This window comes from Halobacillus hunanensis, assembly GCF_900166655.1.
Taxonomy (GTDB): Bacteria; Bacillota; Bacilli; order Bacillales; family Halobacillaceae; genus Halobacillus_A; species Halobacillus_A hunanensis.
The window spans coordinates 471350-487421 of record NZ_FVZB01000005.1 but is presented as its reverse complement, the minus strand read 5'-3'; the positions used below and the strand labels follow the sequence as shown (position 1 = coordinate 487421).

Sequence of the window (16072 nt, the reverse complement as noted above, 5' to 3'; positions counted from 1 at the left end):
CGTAGAATCGTGTCATTCTCAATTATTAAGTTCGGTTAAAAACGACCAGCTTCATTTGGGACATTTCCTCGAAGGAATACTTTACGCCTTCCTTGCCTGTGCCACTTTCCTTCACACCCCCGTAAGGCATATTATCAACCCGGAAAGTCGGAAAATCATTGATGATCACACCACCAACCTCCAACTTATCAGCCGCGTCAAGTGCTGTTGATACCTGTTCTGTATAAATGCCAGCCTGAAGTCCAAATCTGGAGTCGTTGACTTTTTCAATCCCTTCTTCAACGGAAGAAATCTTGTCGATCAGTACAATGGGAGCAAAGACCTCCTGACAGGAAACCTTCATATCTGACTGAACGTTTGTAAGGACTGTTGGAAGCAGTACGTTATCTTCAGACCTTCCTCCAGCAGCTACTTGTGCCCCGCCTTGGACAGCTTCTTCAATCCAGTCTAATGAACGTGTAACATCCCCCGAGGTAATCAGTGCAGAAACGTCAGTATCCTCTTTCAAAGGATCCCCGACTTTTAACTGCTCCGTTTCCTTTACAAAACGTTTCACAAAGCTCTCATACTGATCTTCATGGACGTAAATTCGCTGTAAAGAAATACAAACTTGTCCCTGAAAACTAAACGATCCCATCACGCAACGGGAAATGATTCTGTCTATATCCACTTGTTTATCTACAATAAGGGCAGCATTAGAGCCTAGTTCGAGGGTTACTTTTTTCAAATCAGCCTTCCTGCGAATCTCTTTACCTACTTCCGGGCTGCCGGTGAATGTAATCATGTTGACCCGCTCGTCCTCAACGATTCGGTTTCCGGCAATCCGTCCTTTGCCTGTTACTACGTTCAATGCCCCTTCTGGAAGACCCGCTTCTTCCAGCAGCTCTGCAAGAAAGTAAGCAGACAACGGTGTTTGCGATGCAGGCTTTAGAACGATTGTGTTTCCCGCCGCAATCGCCGGCCCTACCTTATGAGCAACTAAATTCATTGGAAAATTAAATGGTGTGATCGCCCCAATCACTCCGAGCGGTTCATATTTCGTATAGCCAACTCTGTTGCTGCCTCCTGGTGTCGCCTCCAGTGGAATCATTTCACCGTGACTCTGTTTAGCTTCTTCTGCTGCAAACTTGTACGTCTGGATTGTCCGCTCCACTTCTCCTCTTGCTGTTGTGATCGGTTTTGCCGCTTCTTGTGCAATCAGTCTAGCAGCCTCTTCCTTACGAGATTTAAGCAGGTACGAAAGCTTTTCTAAAATGTCCGCACGCTGGTGGATCGGCAGCTTCTTCATACTCTTCTGAGCGAGATCGGCTGCCTCTATCGCTTGATCCACCTCTGATTCTGATGCGGATGGTATCCTGTACAATACCTCATTGTTATAAGGAGAGGTTAGTTCAGCATACTCCCCTGCCTTCTGCCACTTTCCGCCAATAAATAAATCTTTTTGCTTTACAGAATCCACTACAGACACGTAATCATCCTCCCTATGTTATGTCACTCTGATACCATAAAACGCTTTCAAATTATGGTTGACACTGCTTTAAATGAAAATCAATAGTTCACGGTGAAAAAGAGCTTACTACTTAAATCGACTATGAATATTATTCTGTTTATAAGTTTTATGCTGGAATTCTACGAGCTCCAATGATAGAGCCAAATAATGTTTCTCAAATAGAGCTGAAAAGTGTTCTTTCATCACGCCAAATATTTCTTTACAGGTGGACTCCTTCACCTCTTCGCTTCGACCCTTGCCAATTTTAAAAGTGACATGGACAAACGCATCGTCTTCCTTTCCATCAGCGATGTGATAGTGGTTCACCTCATAGGCCCTGACCCGAACACCTCCAATCGGATACGTGTCACGCCGGGACACCAACACACGGTTGATTTTTTCCAGCAAATCTTGAATGTTTGTGCGGTCATTCAGATTATCCGTATACTCTACGATGACATGTGGCAATCTTATCTCCTCCTTATGAATCCTCATCCGTAATTGTATTCACAAGCCGGCCTAACCCTTCAATTTCAGTGATCACTTCATCTCCTACCTTCGTATCAACGGTTCCTTTAGGTGTCCCTGTTAAAATAAGGTCACCAGGGTTCAGCGTCATAAAACTGCTTAAATACTCGACTAGAACAGGAACAGTGAAAATCATGTCTTTTGTTGACCCCTCTTGAACGATTTCCCCGTTTACATACGTACGTAAGGAGAGATTCATAGGGTCGTTTATATCGGCTGCGTCAACAAACCATGGTCCGATCGGAGTACAATGATCACGGTTTTTCACCTTCAAATTCGGTCGATAGTAATTTTCCAAGTAGTCTCTTAATGCATAATCATTTGCAATCGTATAACCAGAAATATACTCGTAAGCTTCATCACGTTTAATATTTTTTGCCTGACGGCCGATGATCACCGCTAACTCACACTCATAATGCATATTCGTCACATCGGCTGGGCGGTACGTTTTAGCCCTATGTCCCACAAATGTATTCGGGCCTTTCAAGAATACTAATGGTTCTTCCGGTGCTTTAAACGAAAGTTCACTCGCATGATCCATATAATTTAAGCCAAGTGCAAAACTAGTTTTCGGTTCAACAGGCGGCAGCCAGACCACTTCCTCCTCATTCACTGCTTTCCCATTTTCAAGCTGTAGTCCGCTTGAAGATTCGGTTGCATGGTGGATATCTCCTTCAAAAGCAACACGGGCTTTTTTCATACCTGATTCCCCCTTTTACTAACAACGTTTTCTAAAGCTCCGACCCGCTCAATTTCAATTCGAATGTGATCGCCTGCCTTAACGCGAGGCGGATTTTCCGGAATCCCGACGAGCAGGACATCCCCTTCATCGAGCGTCATAAATTCTGTCACATCAGCCAGCAATTTTGACACAGAACGAACTAAATTCTTCGTATTGTTCCGCTGTTGTACTTTCCCATTTACACGGACTTCGATTCCTAATTGATCAGGGTTCGGCACAGCATCACGTTCCATCACCCATGGGCCTGCTGGACAAAAACCGTCTCGGGCCTTATGTTTTACCGCAGGTCTGAATACGCTTTCATGCGGAACACTTATATCATTGACTATGGTATAACCCGCGATATATTGAAGTGCTTCAGCCTGCTTGACTCGAGCAGCTTTCTGTCCGATGACGACACCAAGGCACGCCCCCGCTTCAAGCTCCTCAACATCGTCAGGCAGCGGAATCGTCATTTGATGACCAATCACCGTGTTTTGCGGCTTAATATACAATATTGGCGCCTTTGGAGGTGCTTTATAAGGATCTTTTGTCAGTTCGTCTTTCATGGCTTCCATCGTACCCTGATAATTTAAAAGCGCCCCGTAAATTGTACCTGTTACAGGTGCATCCCAATTATGATTTGCCACGAGTAATTCCTCATCATTTATCTCCACACCTTTATCTTCTATCCGAACCTCAACCTCCTCTGCTTTCTGCTTTCCACCAAGCTTTGCTTTTGCTTTATACATCACACTCACCCCTGCTTTTTACAAAATAATTAAACTCATAAACTGCAAAATTTTCAGAACTATCTCATAATTACAAAGTAACACTCCCCTTTCCATACATAAAATATTGATAACGTTCGTTTTACATATGAAAAAAGTATGCTCGAAAAATTGATGATCAAAATCGGGAGCACACAATTTTTAATTGGGCGTATGATAAGCACAATAATGGTAAAAGGAAAGGTGTGTCCTATGTATACTTATCCTTATTTTATGAGACAGCCTCTCACGATTCTTGCGACGAAAATGGGAGATGTGAACGGAGATGGCATTCCCGACCGTGTCTATCTAATAGGTCAGCAGCCAGACAATACAAGTCCATTCGTGACCGACATTACACTTGTTATCCAGGATGGAAGAACGAACGCATCGTACAGCATCGCCCTAGGATCAAATGCCGGTTATCAGCCAACCCTGTTCTTAGGAGATTTTACCGGGGACCATGTAGACGACATTTTGGTGAGGATTCAATCAGGAGGTAGCGGCGGTTATAGTTATTATTACATGTACTCTTTTTTGAACAATCAGGCGAGGGAACTGTTTGATTATGAGGCGTTCAACGATTACTTTGTGTTCGATGTCATCTATAGAGATAACTACAAGGTAGATGTTATAAACAGAACCCTTAATTTAACGTTCACGATTGACATTCAGAACAAAGGTGAAGACTATTTATCTGAAATCTATAATAGCGATGGTACACTGAAGGAACCGATTGAAGGCTGGGTTTCTGGACTGAATGTTCTTTCTCCTGTCGATTTTGACGGGGATGGAGTGTACGAATTGTTTGCCTTCCAAGAGATCTCAGGAAGGTACCATGCAGATGGTCTAGGGCTTGTGCAAACTCCTTTGAGCTGGAATGGGCAGCAATTTGCAGTGTGGAACGACCTTCAGTATGTAGCGATTTATGGGGCGAATGTTTAAAAAAAATCTTCCTTGAAGAACATGAAAAAAAGGAGCCAGCGCGGCTCCTTTTATATGTTCATTATTTTTCATCTGAAATTGTAAAGCGCGGAAACCTGAAAGCAATGGCCAGTAATCCTGAGATCCCGATTAACATCGGATAGAAGCAATACGGTACAATCGCTACTGGAGAAATACCCGCAACACCCGCTACCGCAAGCATTTGCGCCCCATAAGGAAGCAGTCCCTGAATCGTACTTCCGAAGATATCGAGCATGCTCGCTGATCGGCGCGGTGTAATATGAAATCGCTCAGAAATTTGCTTAGCGAGCGGACCTGTCGTTATGATCGAAATCGTATTATTGGCCGTTGATAAGTTAACTGTACTTATCAAAGCTGCAATACCAAGCTCGCCGCCTCTGCCACTATTAATTCGCTTGCTAATGCTTCTTAGCAGAAATTCTATTCCGCCATTTTGTTTAATTAATTCAACGAGCCCGCCTAAGAGAACGACCATTATGGAGAGATTCAGCATGCTGGTAAATCCATCACTAATTAAGTTGACGAAATCCATCATGGAGATTTCATTAAGAATGAGTCCGACGGCACCAGCAAATAAAATGCCTCCGAACAATACATAAATGACGTTGACCCCGGCGATAGCAAAGACAAGCACAGCCAAGTAAGGCAATACTTTTATAAAATTAAAAGATTTCGCTTCCTGAATCGCACCTGAAGCATCGGCCGTCATCACAAAGAAAATGATCGCAGTTATGACCGCAGCAGGCAGCACAATAAAGAAATTGGCTTTAAATTTATCCTTCATTTCTGCCCCTTGCGTTCGAACGGAAGCAATCGTTGTGTCAGAAATAATCGACAAGTTATCACCAAACATCGCACCACTAATAATTGTACCCATTGTAAGAGCGACATGAATATCTGTCTGCTCAGCTATACCTAAACCAATCGGGGCAAGGGCTACGACGGTTCCAACAGATGTCCCCATTGAGATTGAAATGAAACATCCAATGATAAACAGGCCGACAATAATAAAATTTCCCGGGAGAAAAGAGAGACCCATATTTACTGTGGAGTCTACCGCTCCTACACCTTCTGCTACTTTGGCGAAAGCTCCGGCCAGTAGGAAAATCACTACCATAAGAATAATATTGGGGTGCCCCCCGCCTTCTGTCAGCTGGTCGATCTTTGTTTGAAAATTAGTTTTCCGATTCATTATTAACGCGACCAGAATTGATACAAATAAAGCAACTAGAACAGGCATTTTATAAAAGTCTCCTGTCAGAATACCAGAACCGATAAACAATAAAATAAATATAGCAAAAGGAAGCAATGCCCAGGCATTTCCTTTATGTTGTTCCATGATCTAACCTCCTTGATCTGTCCAAATTAAAAAGCCTTCTTGAAAGAAGAAGGCTTGAATTAATCAGTTTGTTCCTTCTTATCTATCAAGTGTACGAACTTGCTGGATGTAGCACCATTCCAAAAGGTGGTTGCTGAAGCTTCACCGGGCCAGCCCCTCTGCTTCTCTTGATAAGAATATATTGTTTAAAAAAGTCCATTTTATACTCTACATCAAAACAAAACCGAACACAAGAAATTCAGAAAACTGGTAAATACCCCCACCTCAGGTCATCCAATAATTGGATGACCTGAGGTGGGGATTATTGGGATTATTGGAAATTGGGCATGGGGCCTATATTTTTTTCGCCCATACACAAATAGGCTATAGATGAATAACCTATAAGGAGATTGTGACAGAAACAGGAGGAATTTATATATGAATTCAAATTATATGAACGCGAATCACATGGGAAATCTTTTTACTGATCCGCAACATTTAGAGCATATGTATCACGTTTGTAATCAACACAAAAATAAAAACGTGCATATTCAAACCGTTTTTGGCGATTCTTTTCAAGGGCGTATTGATCATGTTGATATGGAAAACGTTCATATGACTTTAGCGGATGAACAGTCCGAGGAAAATTCAAGACTATGGGGCGGGTTTGGATACCCTGGATATGGTTACGGTGGGTATGGATATGGTTACGGTTATCCTTATGGTTATGGCGGATACGGAGGATATGGCGGCATTGGAAGGCTTATTCTTCCTTTGACAGCCATTGCTGCATTATCTGTTTTATAAAGAACTCAAAAAGAGGGTGTCCCAAAAGTGTAAATCACTTGAGAGACGCCCTCTTTTTTGTATGGAGCAGCTGCAGCGGCTGCAAGCTTTTTTATAACGTCCTAACGCGAAGTGATAACGTCCTGTCTTAATCATATAGCGACCCATCTCAAAATATAACGCCCTAACTGAAGGGCATAGCGACTTCACGCAAGAACATAGCGCCCTAACCAAAACATCTGCTTAGATCATCGTCTGCTTGTTTCTCTTGAAATGCTTCAATTGATCCCAAATGACTTGGGTAGCATCTGGATGTGAAGGCACATTTCCTGCCAGAGCAGATGCTTGACTCTCGGGACCGCCCGGCCAAGTGTGTCCTCCTCCGTTTATCAAATAATAAACAGTTCCTTCGTGCTGATGAAATGTATGTTTCGTTACCGAGCTTTCGTTCGGGACAGGAAATTCTTCTTTTAATGCCAGCAAGGATTCTGACCAGGACCTGGCAAAAAGCAATGCGGTATCGTTTGCCGATAGCAGTCCATCAACCATAGACTCCGAATCAACAATCCCATCATATGGCACCACTGCATCGTCCGTTCCCATCATAAAAACCATCGGCATGGGATGAGCCCACTCACATTTCTCAGCCACTTCTGCCGTAACGGGCCCAGATACTCCGCCTATTCCAGCGAATACATCCTGACATTCGATCGCCAGCCGCATACTAAAGGAAGAGCCGTTAGAAAATCCTGTGGCGTAAATACGATCCTCATTAATGGAGAACTGATGTTTAAGCCAGTCAATAAGTTCCATTACAAAACCAATATCGTTAATACCCTGTTCATTTGCAGGATTTTTCTGCCTTCCCTCGTTCCATTGTCTGCTCATCGGATCCGATTTATTCAACTGAACAGCTTCTGGAAAAACGGCGATCATTTGTTGTTCTTCAACTTTTTCATGAAACTTAGTGGTCTTCATATGATGAAGAGCATTACTTCCGGCACCATGAAAGCACAGCAGCACTGGTAAAGGTTTTGTAAATGTTTGAGGAAGACTATAATAAAACGTTCGCTCTCTTCCGTCACATTCAATGGATTCTTTATATGTATTCATGCACGTTCCTCCTTGCACAGAGATTCCATCATATCGTAAACGCATGGAAGGCTTCAGGTCACCTTCCACGCTGCCAAAATAAAGCTTACCCATTTTCAACGGAGTCAGACATCGTCGTCTGTTCTTCAATTTGAACTGCCTCTTCGTGATCAATGGGAGTTAACGTAAAGCCTGTGTACCCATAAATAATCGCAATAATTGGAGATATAAAACACATAAAAGTGAACGGAATATAGCCTATCCCTACATTCAATGTTGTCATCACAAATGCACCCATTACTCCCCATGGAATGAGGGGATGAATCATAGTCCCTGCATCTTCAAGAGTACGGGACATATTTCGCGGATGCAAATTTGTTTCTTCGTAGCTCTCTTCTAACATTTGACCAGGTAAGATAATCGATAAATATTGTTCACCCACAACAACATTGATCCCTAAACAAGAAAGCACCGTTGATAAAATCACATTTCCGCGGCTTCTTAAACTGTTCTTCAGTCCATCCATAATCGCATGGGCCAGACCGATCTCCCGGATAATACCTCCAAAGGAAAGCGCTATCAAAATAAGCGATACACCAAACAGCATACTGTCTAACCCTCCCAGTGATAGAAGGTTATCAATCGCTTCGTTGCCTGTTTCAGCGGTATAACCGAAGTGGGCTGTGTTCATAATCGTACTGAAGGATACCCCTGGAACGGTGTAAAACGAAGTCAGCACGGCTACCGCTAACCCAATAATCAGCGATGGAATCGGGCTTACTTTTCTAAAAGCTAAAAATATAATTAATAAAGGGGAGATCAGAGCAATAGGTGTCAGCATAAACTCACTATTCAAAGTTGCTATCATCGCTTCAACTTTCCCCGTATCCGCTGCACTTCTCTCAGATGTAAAGCTAATCACGGCAAAAATCGCAAGTGTAATGAACAAACTTGGAATCGTCGTCCAGAGCATATGTTTAATATGTTGAAAAATATTCACTTTCGCCGTTGCGGCTGCTAAATTGGTTGTATCTGAAAGAGGAGAAAGTTTGTCTCCAAACATGGCCCCGCTTACGATAGCTCCGGCAGTCATGGCCGGAGATATGGACATCCCGTAAGCTACTCCCATTAAGGCGATCCCTATTGTACTAATTGCACTCCAGGAACTTCCTGTCATCGTACCAACAACTGCCGTGATAATGACCGCAGTAACTAGGAATAAAGAAGGAGATAATACTTGCAGTCCATAATACGTAATCGTTTGAACAGTTCCATTGAGCACCCAGACTCCTACGAGAATACCGATGAGACTAAGGATGATAATCGCAGGGATGCCATAGGATACCCCCCTTGTCATCGCCTGTTCTAATTCCTTCCATTTATAACCCAGTTTCAAGCCGTAAAGCCCTACAATAATTGCGGCTAATACAATCGGAATATGAGGGGCTGCCCCATATACTAGAATACTTACTCCTAAAATAGCAATGATAAAAAGAATGATGAGACTTGATACAAGAAATGAAGGCTTTCTTTTATCCATGAAATTCCCCTCTCTAGTTTATTCAAATCCAACCGTCTAGTATTCTTTTCAACATAAGAACAAAAGCGCAAGCGCGCTGATAGAAACGATCAGCATAAGACAAGCAGCGCAGTGGAGTGGTTTTTCTCCACGGAGGTGATTGACTTATGTCTCGAGTGTCTAGGCGCTGGAGCTGAACGTGGCCTACTCCATATGGACCTCAATTGAATATTTTTACTATTTCCTTTGTGACACTGTCCTTATCCTTTGTGGATGGCTAATGAATCCATATCTTCGATTGATTCTGCCCATGCTTCATATAAACTAGGGTGAGGATAAAAGATGGAAGTCAAATCTTCCTCTCGTGCTACCATTTCCAGGGCGAGCACTCCCTGGTTAATTAACCCAATCGCATCCTCGCCTACTGCATGAAATCCCAGTAATCTTCCAGATCTCTCTTCGCTGACCGTTTTTACAAACCCATTTTTTTCATCCAAAACCTCAGCATACCCATTTCCACGCATTGGAAAGTGGCCAGTCTTAATTTCATAGCCAAGCTCTTTTGCCAGGTCTTCGCTTAAACCGGCTGTAGCTACAGGCTGAAGAAAGTGAATAATATGAGGAACGATAGCTGTGTCCAACACACTAGATTTTCCCGCACAGTTTTCGGCCGCTACTTTGCCTTGTCGGATCGCTGTAATAGCTAATGATTCGTAACTTGTCACATCACCTACTGCATAAATTCCCTTGACTGAGGTTTCCATCGCTTCATTAGTTGCGATTAGCCCATTCTCTAATTGATCGATTCCGGCGGCCTGAAGCTGCAACTCTTCTACACATGGTGATAGTTTTGCCGATACATACAAATGAGAACCTTGAACAGATTTGAGTTCCCCTTTGACCTCAAGGTCGATTTTCACCCCTTCGGAAGAAACGGCAACATCGTGAACATTCGCCTGTTTCACACATTTGATTTTGGCTTTCTTCAGCTGTCTGAACAGTTCCCGATTAATGGTAGAATCATAAGCAAACGTTGTGCTCTCTTCTTCCATAATGATCGTTACTTCAGTGCCAAAAGCTGAGAAGGTGGAAGCTGCTTCTAGAGATAAATAATCAGATCCATAGATTAACAAATGTGTTGGAAGTTCTTCGACTTGATAGATAGACTTGGCATCGAGAATGAACTGATGATCAGGCTGCATTTCCGCAGGATATGTATAAACAGATCCAGTTGAAATAATCACATGATCACTTTCGTATAAATCAAATGCCTCCCCTCTTTCCACTCCAATCCGCTCCGAAGAAATAAACGAGGCCCTTCCCTGCACCACTTCAACACCATGTTTATCGAGTAATCCCTCTACTCCCTGAGATAACCGCTCAACAACCTGTTCCTTTCGCTGCTGCAACAGTGCTAAGTCAAAATCAACGGATCCATCCACACGAATCCCTAATTCAGTCAGACTGTTCATTTTCTTAAACTGACGAGCTGAATGCGCAAACAGTTTAGAAGGAATGCACCCTTCGTTAAGACAGACACCACCGACATTCTCTTTCTCTACCAGCAGCACTTCAAGTCCGAGCTGGGCTGCCCGGATGGCTGCATGATAGCCACCAGGTCCCCCGCCGATAACAATGACCTGCTTGTGCGTAACAAATTCTCCTACGACCATTTATATCAACTCCACTAGCATCAAATGAGGATTCTCAATATAGTCTATGAATTTCTCCATAAATGCAGAGGCTTGCGATCCATCTGCCGCTCCGTGGTCAAAGGTTAACGCGAAGTTCATCATCTCTCTGATCACAATGTCATCGTCCACAACCACAGGCATTTTTTTCGTTTTGTGAAAAGCCATGAGGCCCGTGTCCGAATCATTTAAAACCGGCACAACTCCGGTGCTTGCTTTTGCTCCAATATGATTGACCGTAAATGTTCTGCCCGTTAATTCCTCTGAAGACAACTGACCTTCGGCTGCCTTTTGCGTCAAAGTTTCTACATGTTCATGAATATCGAGGACAGATCGTCGTTCTACATGTTTTAATACTGGAACGACCAGGCCATCATTGGTACTTGTAGCCAATCCGATATGACAGGCTGTTTCCAGCTCAACTTTTCCGTTTTCCTCATCGAGCTTAGAGTTGAAGATAGGGTATTCCTTTAGTGATCGTTGCAATGCTTTGATAAAGAAAGCTTGCATAGGGACATCGATTCCTTCTTGTCTTGAAGTCCCCGTCTTTAGATATTTCTGCCATTTATGCAGTTCTGTCATATCCACTTCATCAAAAAGCGTCACAGGTTGAGACATGGTTTGTACTGAAGTCTTACCATAACCTCTCAATGGAATCGCCGAATTTTCCTGATTTTCTGAAGGCGTTTCTGTCTCATTAACATCCTGTTGTGCAGGAGAAGGTTGTGCTTCTGCTGCCATAAAAGCAATAATATCTTCATCCAATACACGTCCAGCCGGGCCCGTTCCTGCTACTTCTTCAATCGTAACACCATTTTCCCGTGCTACTCTTCTTGTATGTGGAGAAGCCATCACCCGATTAACTGGAAGAGTCATCGTTAACGTTTTGTCAGGGGCATGTGAAGTCACATCGAGATCTCCCTGTGAAAGCGGCTGTTCTGGAGCAGATAAACCAGCTTCTTGTTCCGTCTGAATCGTCAAAATTGTCGTCCCTACTTCGACCACCTGGCCTAGTTCAAATCGTATCTCTTCAATGATCCCCTCTGAAGGGGCCGTCAGCTCCGCAGTCATCTTATCGGTTTGAATCTCAACCAACGGCTCGTCATTTTTGACATGCTCCCCTTTCTTCACAAAATAATGAAGAATTTCTGCTTCATGCATGCCCTCACCAATATCATGTAATTTTACCTCCATTATCAAATCCTCCTTTCCTGCCGTTTGTCTAATACGATAACGTCGTGTTAATGGCGTGAATGATTTTGTCGCTGCTTGGTAAATACTCACGCTCAAGCGAATAGACAGGAACCGGTGTATCAAATCCTGTCACTTTTTGAATGGGAGCTTTCAAGTAAAAAAATGCTGTATCATTAATAACAGATATCACATCGCCATTGACTCCGCCAGCTGATGGCGCCTCGTGGATAATGACCGCCCTGCCTGTTTTCTTCACAGACTCCGCAATCACATCTTTGTCTAATGGATATAGTGTTCTCAAGTCAATTACATCACAAGTTGCCTCGTATTTTTCTTCAAATTTTTCAACAGCTTTAACTGTGTCAGGCACCATGGCCCCCCAGGTCAGCACTGTCACATCTTCACCTTTTTTAACATAGGAGGCTTTCCCAAGTTCAATCGAATATTTCTCCTCAGGCACCTCGGTTCGAGCCGATCGATAACTCCTCATCGGTTCAAGAAAAAGCACTGGATCAGGGTCTTCTATGCTTGCGATCAGTAAGCCTTTTGCATCATATGCATTGGAAGGAACAACCACCTTTAAGCCAGGGATATGAGTGAATAAGGCTTCCACACTATCTGAATGAATTTCCGGCGCCTTTACCCCCGCCCCATAGGGAGCTCTAATCACCATGGGTACCGTATACCTCCCCATCGAACGCTGCCGCATCCGCGTCGCATGTGTCATCAGCTGATTAAAGGCAGGATAAATGAACCCTAGGAACTGCATTTCAGCAATCGGACGGAAGCCGTTTACCGCTAAACCAATCGATGTTCCCACAATCCCTGATTCAGCAAGCGGCGTGTCAATCACACGATCTTCGCCAAATTGTTCGATCAATCCATCAGTAGCTCGGAATACACCGCCATTGATTCCGACGTCTTCCCCTAGCACCAACACTGATTCATCTTCTTCAAGCATTGTTCTCATCGCATCCGTAACCGCCTGCACCATCGTTAATTTTTTCACTGACACAGCCGTTGTCATTATACCTGCCCCCTTTTAATTGACATATGATGTTCCCGTTGCTGCTCAATTGTCCATGTCGGCTTTTCAAACACATGACTGAATAGCTGCTCTATTTCTGCTTCGGGAACATCTTCCATCTCAGCCAAAGCGGTATTGATTTCATCGGTGATTTCCTGCTCAGTCTCCGCCAGCCACTCTTCATCCCAGTTGTTTTGCTGCTTTAAATATTTTTCGAGGCGCAGCAACGGATCCGTTGTCGTACGTCTGCGGTCACTTTCAGACTGATCACGGTATTTCGATGGATCATCCGCTGTTGTGTGGGCTCCGTATCTCCACGTTACCGCCTCAATTAACGTTGGACCTTCTCCATTGCGTGCACGTTCGACTGCTTTTTGAGTCTCCATAAACACCGCGAGAATATCATTTCCATCGATACGAATACTCGGAATATCGTACCCTAAGCCTTTCTGGGCAATCGTCTTAGAATTCATCTGTTTTTCAGTTGGAACACTGATGGCGTATCCATTGTTTTGATTAAAAAAGACAACTGGCGACCTGAAAACGCTTGCAAAATTAAGCCCTTCGTGGAAATCACCTTCCGAAGTAGCCCCATCACCAAAATAGACGAGCGAGACGCGGTCTGTGTTTTTTTTCTTCTCTGCCCAGGCGACCCCAGTTGCATGCAGCAACTGTGAAGCGATCGGCACAGCTGGAGGGAAAATATTCTTACCTTCAGGAGGGATGCCACCTTCAATTCGGCCTACCCAATATAGCAGCAAATTGCGCAATGAATGACCAAATGTCATCGTTGCTGCATGATCACGGTAGGAAGGAAACATCCAATCCCCTTCTTCGATTGCCAGCGCACTGCCTACCTGGGCAGCCTCCTGGCCTTCGTATTGGACATACGTACCAATGCGCCCTTGCCGCTGCAAATTGACACATTTCTTATCCATCATTCGGGCGCGCAGCATTTTCTGATAAAACATTTTAATAAGATCGAGAGAGACCTCTCCTTTCATTTCATTAGTATTGAGTTCTCCCTCTTCGTTGATATACTGTGTGATTGGAAATTGTTTAAGCATATCCACATAAACCACATCCTTTCCGTTTAAGACTGATGAACATTTGATTTATTTTTTTCTAAAAAGCTTTGCAGGCTTTCAATGAATCGTTGATTATCTTCCTGCTTTCCAATTGTCACTCGAATCATCGTGGGATAGCCCATTACATGTCCTGGACGGATAATAATCCCCTGATTTAACAAAAACTCGTGAACATCTTCTGCCGGCTCACCGACATCTACCATAATAAAGTTGGTTTGCGTCGGAAAGTAAGTGAGTTTCATGCGGTCAAACCTGTCATTCAAGTAATCGCGTCCTTCTCGATTAAGCCTAATGCTTTCATGCATAAATTCGTCATCATCCAGTGAGGCTGAAGCGGCCGCCTGGGCCAGCCTGTTTACATTAAATGGCTCCTTCACCTTCCGTAAATCATCTACCATCTCTGTACACATAATCCCGTAGCCGATTCTTAACGCTGCCAGCCCGTACACTTTAGAGAACGTTCGTAATATCACCATATTTTTATGCTGATTTAGCAGCGGCAGGGTTTCCAAGTATTGCGATGAATCCGCGTACTCATAGTAAGCCTCATCCATTACGAGCATAACGTCTGATGGAACTTTTTCTATAAACGCTTGCAGTGCTTCCTTTTCTACAATCGTCCCCGTTGGATTATTGGGGTTACACACAAATACGATTTTTGTTTTCTCATTGATCGCTTGAAGCATCGCTTCTAAATCATGGGTGCCTTCATTCATCTCAATCTCAACCGGCACCCCGCCTTCTATAATTACGTTCGTTTTATAACGAGGGAACGTCACGCCGGCCATCACGACCTCATCCCCTTCATTTATATAGGTTCTGGTTAACAGACGGATAATTTCATCCGACCCGCTGCCAAATAAGATTTGATCAGAAGAAACATCAAGCCGATTCGCCAGCTTTTCAGCAAGCAAAGGTGCCGTTACTTCCGGATAATACGGAAGGTCTTTCATTTCAGATTGGATAGCTTCCGCTGCGAGCGGCGAGTATCCAAATGGATTTTCATTTGAGGCCATCTTAATGATCTTCGATAGACCTTTCTCCCGTTTTAATTCTTCAACCGGCTTTCCCGGTGAGTACATTGCGATTTGATTAACTTGTTGACGTGGCTGGACCATATAAAGTTCCTCCTTGCCCTGAAATAAAACTCATCATATTCATCTTAGAATTATCTAAATTTTCCATCAAGAATGTCATTTAAAGCTAGACTACTTTCAAGTGCTAAATTATAGAAACAGATTCATCCGATAATCGCTTGATATCAAGCCTTAATCTTCGTAAAGCAATTAGAAACCTGTCAAAATAAGACGATAATTTCTCCATAAAAAAAGCGTTCCGGAAATTGGAACGCCCTTCTGAATTTAATTTATGGTCTCTTCTAACGCTTTCACTGAGTCAAAACGAGTTTAACTCGTTGGCTCCATCGTTCGATAACGAACCACTAAATTTCCCATCTCCATATTATTAGAAATTTCGTCGAGTACGAGTTGAATGTCCTCTTTATGCTTCTCCAAAAATTCCTCGTCTATAACTTGTACCGTCCATCGATTGTCAGGATACGAGTAATAAACAGCCGTTTTCGTTATCGAACGCTTTTGAAACTCCTTCTGAATCTCATTCAAAAAGGCTTCAACTTGATCCTTTGATCTATCCGTTTCCTCCATGCTTACGTCGAGAAATTTATATTCAAGATTAGATTGAACGACTAACCCTATCGTAAGTAAGAGCCCCATACCAGCGACTCCAATCAAGGTACAAATCCAATTTTTAATAACATTCCCCCCCTAAACAGCTCCCGTTTAAAGTTATTTATACGTATCGCAGCGGCCAACCATGACAAACATAAAGAACCCGGTCCACCACTACAGCGAACCAGGCACATA

General features: G+C 43.4%; 15 protein-coding genes and 1 riboswitch. Of the genes, 2 read left to right on the top strand and 13 right to left on the bottom strand.

Annotation, left to right across the window (positions count from 1 at the left end; genetic code table 11):
* Nucleotides 1-25 precede the first annotated feature (25 nt).
* The 4 genes from B5354_RS03385 to B5354_RS03370 form a co-directional block, all read right to left on the bottom strand.
* Nucleotides 26-1468, bottom strand: coding sequence for an aldehyde dehydrogenase family protein (locus B5354_RS03385; RefSeq protein WP_139377045.1), 1443 nt, complete (start codon nt 1466-1468; stop codon nt 26-28).
* Between the two features lie 108 nt (nt 1469-1576).
* Nucleotides 1577-1957 (bottom strand): 5-carboxymethyl-2-hydroxymuconate Delta-isomerase, encoded by a 381-nt coding sequence (locus B5354_RS03380; RefSeq protein ID WP_079525917.1) that lies wholly within the window; start codon nt 1955-1957, stop codon nt 1577-1579.
* 13 nt (nt 1958-1970) lie between these two features.
* Nucleotides 1971-2717, bottom strand: coding sequence for a fumarylacetoacetate hydrolase family protein (locus tag B5354_RS03375; RefSeq protein ID WP_079525915.1), 747 nt, complete (start codon nt 2715-2717; stop codon nt 1971-1973).
* Entirely contained in the window at nt 2714-3490 is a 777-nt protein-coding gene (locus tag B5354_RS03370) for a fumarylacetoacetate hydrolase family protein (protein ID WP_079525913.1), read from the bottom strand. Before B5354_RS03370 ends, B5354_RS03375 begins: the two co-directional genes overlap by 4 nt.
* A 231-nt stretch (nt 3491-3721) precedes the next feature.
* Between B5354_RS03370 and B5354_RS03365 the strand changes: the two genes are divergently transcribed.
* Entirely contained in the window at nt 3722-4453 is a 732-nt protein-coding gene (locus tag B5354_RS03365) for a spore coat protein (RefSeq protein ID WP_079525911.1), read from the top strand.
* 61 nt (nt 4454-4514) lie between these two features.
* Here the strand turns inward: B5354_RS03365 and B5354_RS03360 are convergent, their stop codons facing one another.
* The gene (locus B5354_RS03360) at nt 4515-5813 is read right to left on the bottom strand and encodes a Na+/H+ antiporter NhaC family protein (RefSeq protein WP_079525909.1); all 1299 of its coding nucleotides are present in this window, start codon (nt 5811-5813) and stop codon (nt 4515-4517) included.
* A 75-nt stretch (nt 5814-5888) separates the two neighbouring features.
* A riboswitch (SAM riboswitch) is annotated at nt 5889-5990 on the bottom strand.
* Between the two features lie 240 nt (nt 5991-6230).
* Here B5354_RS03360 and B5354_RS20190 point away from each other — a divergent pair.
* Entirely contained in the window at nt 6231-6599 is a 369-nt protein-coding gene (locus B5354_RS20190) for a hypothetical protein (RefSeq protein ID WP_176142396.1), read from the top strand.
* 222 nt (nt 6600-6821) lie between these two features.
* Here B5354_RS20190 and B5354_RS03350 read toward each other — a convergent pair whose 3' ends face one another.
* The 8 genes from B5354_RS03350 to B5354_RS03315 all read right to left on the bottom strand — a co-directional run bounded on the left by B5354_RS03350 (nt 6822) and on the right by B5354_RS03315 (nt 15922).
* Nucleotides 6822-7691, bottom strand: a complete 870-nt coding sequence (locus B5354_RS03350; protein WP_176142395.1) for a CE1 family esterase — start codon at nt 7689-7691, stop codon at nt 6822-6824.
* A gap of 85 nt (nt 7692-7776) precedes the next feature.
* Entirely contained in the window at nt 7777-9210 is a 1434-nt protein-coding gene (gene nhaC, locus B5354_RS03345) for a Na+/H+ antiporter NhaC (RefSeq protein ID WP_079525905.1), read from the bottom strand.
* A gap of 239 nt (nt 9211-9449) precedes the next feature.
* Nucleotides 9450-10862, bottom strand: a complete 1413-nt coding sequence (lpdA, locus tag B5354_RS03340) for a dihydrolipoyl dehydrogenase (protein ID WP_079525903.1) — start codon at nt 10860-10862, stop codon at nt 9450-9452.
* Nucleotides 10863-12074 carry a dihydrolipoamide acetyltransferase family protein gene (locus tag B5354_RS03335; RefSeq protein WP_079525902.1) on the bottom strand — a complete coding sequence of 404 codons (1212 nt, stop codon included), beginning with the start codon at nt 12072-12074 and terminating at the stop codon, nt 10863-10865.
* 28 nt (nt 12075-12102) lie between these two features.
* Nucleotides 12103-13101 (bottom strand): alpha-ketoacid dehydrogenase subunit beta, encoded by a 999-nt coding sequence (locus tag B5354_RS03330; protein ID WP_079525900.1) that lies wholly within the window; start codon nt 13099-13101, stop codon nt 12103-12105.
* Nucleotides 13101-14168 carry a pyruvate dehydrogenase (acetyl-transferring) E1 component subunit alpha gene (pdhA, locus tag B5354_RS03325; protein ID WP_079526747.1) on the bottom strand — a complete coding sequence of 356 codons (1068 nt, stop codon included), beginning with the start codon at nt 14166-14168 and terminating at the stop codon, nt 13101-13103. The genes B5354_RS03330 and pdhA overlap by 1 nt, the downstream gene beginning before the upstream one ends.
* Before the next feature lie 26 nt (nt 14169-14194).
* Complete coding sequence (gene hisC, locus B5354_RS03320) at nt 14195-15307, bottom strand: histidinol-phosphate transaminase (RefSeq protein ID WP_079525898.1); 1113 nt, start codon at nt 15305-15307, stop codon at nt 14195-14197.
* A gap of 288 nt (nt 15308-15595) precedes the next feature.
* On the bottom strand, nt 15596-15922 hold the full coding sequence (locus tag B5354_RS03315; protein ID WP_079525896.1) for a hypothetical protein: 327 nt from the start codon (nt 15920-15922) through the stop codon (nt 15596-15598).
* Nucleotides 15923-16072 lie beyond the last annotated feature (150 nt).

Coding starts and splice junctions, on each gene's coding strand:
- B5354_RS03375 (WP_079525915.1), bottom strand. CDS start 2,717: ATGAAAAAAGCCCGTGTTGCTTTTGAAGGAGATATCCACCATGCAACC.
- B5354_RS03370 (WP_079525913.1), bottom strand. CDS start 3,490: ATGTATAAAGCAAAAGCAAAGCTTGGTGGAAAGCAGAAAGCAGAGGAG.
- B5354_RS03365 (WP_079525911.1), top strand. CDS start 3,722: ATGTATACTTATCCTTATTTTATGAGACAGCCTCTCACGATTCTTGCG.
- B5354_RS03360 (WP_079525909.1), bottom strand. CDS start 5,813: ATGGAACAACATAAAGGAAATGCCTGGGCATTGCTTCCTTTTGCTATA.
- B5354_RS20190 (WP_176142396.1), top strand. CDS start 6,231: ATGAATTCAAATTATATGAACGCGAATCACATGGGAAATCTTTTTACT.
- B5354_RS03350 (WP_176142395.1), bottom strand. CDS start 7,691: ATGAATACATATAAAGAATCCATTGAATGTGACGGAAGAGAGCGAACG.
- nhaC (WP_079525905.1), bottom strand. CDS start 9,210: ATGGATAAAAGAAAGCCTTCATTTCTTGTATCAAGTCTCATCATTCTT.
- lpdA (WP_079525903.1), bottom strand. CDS start 10,862: ATGGTCGTAGGAGAATTTGTTACGCACAAGCAGGTCATTGTTATCGGC.
- B5354_RS03335 (WP_079525902.1), bottom strand. CDS start 12,074: ATGGAGGTAAAATTACATGATATTGGTGAGGGCATGCATGAAGCAGAA.
- B5354_RS03330 (WP_079525900.1), bottom strand. CDS start 13,101: ATGACAACGGCTGTGTCAGTGAAAAAATTAACGATGGTGCAGGCGGTT.
- pdhA (WP_079526747.1), bottom strand. CDS start 14,168: ATGCTTAAACAATTTCCAATCACACAGTATATCAACGAAGAGGGAGAA.
- hisC (WP_079525898.1), bottom strand. CDS start 15,307: ATGGTCCAGCCACGTCAACAAGTTAATCAAATCGCAATGTACTCACCG.
- B5354_RS03315 (WP_079525896.1), bottom strand. CDS start 15,922: ATGGGGCTCTTACTTACGATAGGGTTAGTCGTTCAATCTAATCTTGAA.